Origin of the sequence: Frankia sp. AgKG'84/4 (assembly GCF_023242965.2) — a bacterium.
GTDB lineage: Bacteria > Actinomycetota > Actinomycetes > Frankiales > Frankiaceae > Frankia.
Genome location: NZ_JALKFU020000550.1, coordinates 1 through 3557, shown reverse-complemented (window position 1 = coordinate 3557; position 3557 = coordinate 1). Strand labels below are relative to the sequence as shown.

Here is a 3557-nt window from a genome sequence, read left to right as displayed (position 1 = left end):
GTCCCACTGGCGGGCTCCCTACCGGCGCTCGCCTCGGCCAGGCGCAGCGGCGCGGCCGCCGGTGGGTCCTGTCCCGAGGTGCGCGGTGGAGATCGCGGCCGGGCGGGGCGGCCTGCCTTCTACCCGCTGGTCGGGAACATCGGGATCGACTCGGACGTCGCGGTCACCGGCGCGCGGCCCGCGCCCGGGCCGTTCCCGCTCGTCGTGTTCTCCCATGGCAGTGCCGGCAGCCGGGTGCAGGCGGCCTACCTGATGGAGGCACTGGCCAGCCACGGCTACGTCGTCGCCGCGCCCGACCACCCCGGCGACACCATGGTCGACTTCGCCGCCGGGCGCGCGCAACCGCAGATCGCGATGGCGGTGGACCGGTCCCGAGATCTCTCCGCGGTGATCGACGGGCTGACCGAGCCGTCCTGCGCCGTGCGCCCGCTGATCCGGGCCGACCGGATCGCCGCGGTCGGCTTCTCCTTCGGTGGCCTGACCGCCATCGTGTCCAGCGTCGGTCTCCTGTCCGCGCCGCCGGATCCGCGCGTGCGGGTGTCGGTGGGCATCGCGGCGGCGACCGCGCCGCTGCCGGCGGCGTTTCTCGCCCGGATCCGGGTGCCGACGCTGCTGCTCGCCGGCACCCGTGATCCGGTCGCCACCCTCGACGACAACGCCGGCCGGGCCTTCCGCCAGCTCTCGTCGTCCCATCCTCGGGTCAGCGCCACCGTGACCGACGCGACGCACAACTCCTTCACCGAGATCTGCCGGCAGGACGGCCTGCTCGGGGCCGAGCACCTCCCGCCGGTGCTGCGCCTGCGGGTCGCCCTGACCGCCGCCGCGACGTGCGGCCCGCCCCTGCTCGCAGCCCCGGCGGCACACCGGGTGGCCGATCGCACCGTCGTGGCGTTCCTCGACTGGCAGCTGCGCGGCGACGCGGCCAGCCAGCGGTACCTGGCCGCCGACGGCCAGCGGGTCCCTCCTGGCGTCGCGCTGCGCCTGCGGCGGTGAGGCGCCACCGTTGCCGTTCTTCTAGGCCAGCGGGCGGAAACAGGCGGTGGAGCTGTCCTGCGGGTCCACCGTGTAGAGCGCCAGCGTGCCCGCCATCTCCCGTGGGTCGATGCCGTGGTCGATCATCCGCTGGTGCAGGTCGGTAAGCATCCGCAGGGCGTAGTCGAGCAGGATCGGCGTGATCCCCGGGGGATGGCGCAGGCATTCGTGAAAGCGCGCGACGGAGTCGGCGTCGTCGGTCAGCGCGGCGAGGACACCGAGGCGGACGCGTTCGGCCAGGTTCTCCCAGACCCGCTCGCTTTCCGGCGCCTGCGGGCCCCGCCAGATCCCCGGGAACGTCAGGTCGTTGACGACCGCGGTCGGGGCCCAGCCGGTACGTAGGTGGATGGCGACGACGCCCATCGCCATCAGCCAGCACAGGCCCCGCATCGTGCGCAGCGGGTCCTCGGCGACCTGTTCGCGCAGGTGGCGTTCGGACTGCGGCCGGCTCGCCGGAACGAGCCAGCCGTGGGCGAGGCGCTCGAGGTCGACGATCTGAACCATGGGAAGATCGGTTGGGTGAGGGCGGCCCAACGCGGCCGCGCGGCCGGAATCGGCGTCGACGAGCGCCAAAGCTCCTGGATCGGACAACGTCTGCCAGGCCAGACCCGCCGGTGGCATGCGGCCACGGTAACGCCTACGAGCGAGCGGCCACCGAAGTGGTGACCACAAGGTGGAAAAAAACCTGTCTAATGTCCAGGATTGTTACTTTCGGGGGGCGGGGGGTGGTAGGTCCTCAGCGTTCGGACACGAAGCGTTGGAACATCGGATGGATCCGGAACTTGGTGACACCGTGTGACCTTGGCCGTGGAGTCGGGGCCCGTCGGGGCGATTCACCGACGTCCTGGGCGCCGCCCGGCGCGTGGCGGCTGGACCCGCGCGTGTCCGGGGTGTCGCCGACCTCGGCCGCCTGCGGCTCGGCCGCGGTGAGGAAACAGACGTTCCACAACACCTCGAGGATCGCGTCCGGATCCCGGCTGTCGATCCACCGTCGGGCCTCGGGTTCGAGACCGACCGCGCCGGTGGCCAGGTCCAGGAGGAACAGCTCGAGTGCCTCGCGGGACCAGACCTCCGGCCCGTCCCGGAAGGTCTCGAACACCCCGAGCAGACCGGGATGCTGGAAGCGGTACTCGGCGGCGATGTCGCGGGTCCGCTCCGCCGAGTACGACGCCTCCACCGCCTGGAGGTCCCGTGGCGTGATCCGGACCGAGGAACGGGAACTGTTGGCCCGGGCATGGTCGAGGGCGTGGCTGCAGTACTGGATGATCTCTCGAGGGCGGCACAGCGACCGGTCGACCATGTAGCGGAACGACCAGGACGGCTGGGTGAAGGCCGCCCGCCAGCAGTCGTCGTCGCTGCGGGTGCGGCAGTCTGCGACCGTGTGCCGGATCCGGCCCGCGATCAGCCGCCACAGCCCCTCCTCGTCCCAGGAGATGACCTCGATGAGATCCCGGAACTTCTGCGCGTCGTCGTAGATCGCGGGAATGTTGTCGTAGAGCTCCTGGCGTAGCGACATCGCGATCCGCAGGCTCGGCGAGAGCTCGTTGAGCGTCATGCATGCCTGGAACAGTCCGGCGACGAATGCCTGGGCGTCCTCCGAGGCGTCCCAACCCCGGTCCAGCTCGTCGACCAGGACGGTCACCCGGGTTCGTTCGCACACTCGAACGAGCGGGGCGATGAGGTGGTTGACCTCCTGCAGTTTGTAAAGCTGCTGCAGCTCCCGGGTCCTTATGCTGGCCTCGTACCGCCCGACCTTGATGGACTCGATGCGGCGCAGGTAGGACACGAACGAGTCGAAGGGGCTGTCGGCGGCGCCGGCGTGGTTGTCGCGCAGATAGGCGTAGATCTGGCTCTCGGCGCCGCGCCGCAGCCGGCCGTGCCGGCGCGTCACCTCCTGCATGATGAGAACGAGAAGCAGGTACTTCCACGCGGTCGTGTAGGCGCCGAGTTTCGCCCAGGCGCCGTCCAGCTCGCGGGTCATCGCGGAGCTGAGAAACTCGTAGGAGTAGTCCTCCGGGGCCAGCTCGATGACGAGGCCGCCCGCGTCCCGCTGCCGGTGCGCGATCGTCTTGAAGATCGCGCTCTTGCCGACGCCGCGATTCGCGACCAGGATCGTCTTCGCGCCCGAGTTCATTCGCGTGTAGGCGGAGGACTCGATGAAATAGGCGTCGAGGCCACGACGGACGTCGCGCTCTGCGGCCGCCGCGCCGAAACTGAGCCGTGCAAGGTCGACCACACGTGTCCCCTTCGATCGAACGTCAGTTCTCGCTCGGATCGGAGCTTTCTCAGGATAACGGTGTGATCACATTGTGTCGGCTGAATTCTTGTGGGCGCAGCACGGCGAACGAAAACGACGAGGTCCGCGGCCGGGGCGGGGTGGAAATCGCGCGGTCCAGAGGGGTGGGGGTCCCTCTGGACGCGCGGGTGGTGGTGGTGGTGGTGGTGGGTGGGTGGTTAGTCGCTGAGGAGGTCGAGGGGGGTGGTGGGTTGGTGGGGGGTGTGGGGGGTGGTGGTGAGGTGGTGGC

Annotated in this window: 3 protein-coding genes; 1 reads left to right on the top strand and 2 read right to left on the bottom strand. The window is 70.3% G+C overall.

Annotated features, from left to right (window positions below):
• Nucleotides 1-993 (top strand): alpha/beta hydrolase family protein (locus tag MXD58_RS22990; protein WP_250609903.1); only part of this gene is annotated, 993 nt, incomplete at its 5' end.
• 21 nt (nucleotides 994-1014) lie between these two features.
• Here MXD58_RS22990 and MXD58_RS22985 read toward each other — a convergent pair.
• Complete coding sequence (locus MXD58_RS22985) at nucleotides 1015-1536, bottom strand: hypothetical protein (protein ID WP_308302028.1); 522 nt, start codon at nucleotides 1534-1536, stop codon at nucleotides 1015-1017.
• Nucleotides 1537-1768: 232 nt separating this feature from the next.
• On the bottom strand, nucleotides 1769-3268 hold the full coding sequence (locus tag MXD58_RS22980; RefSeq protein ID WP_248841464.1) for a P-loop ATPase, Sll1717 family: 1500 nt from the start codon (nucleotides 3266-3268) through the stop codon (nucleotides 1769-1771).
• Between the last annotated feature and the right edge of the window lie 289 nt (nucleotides 3269-3557).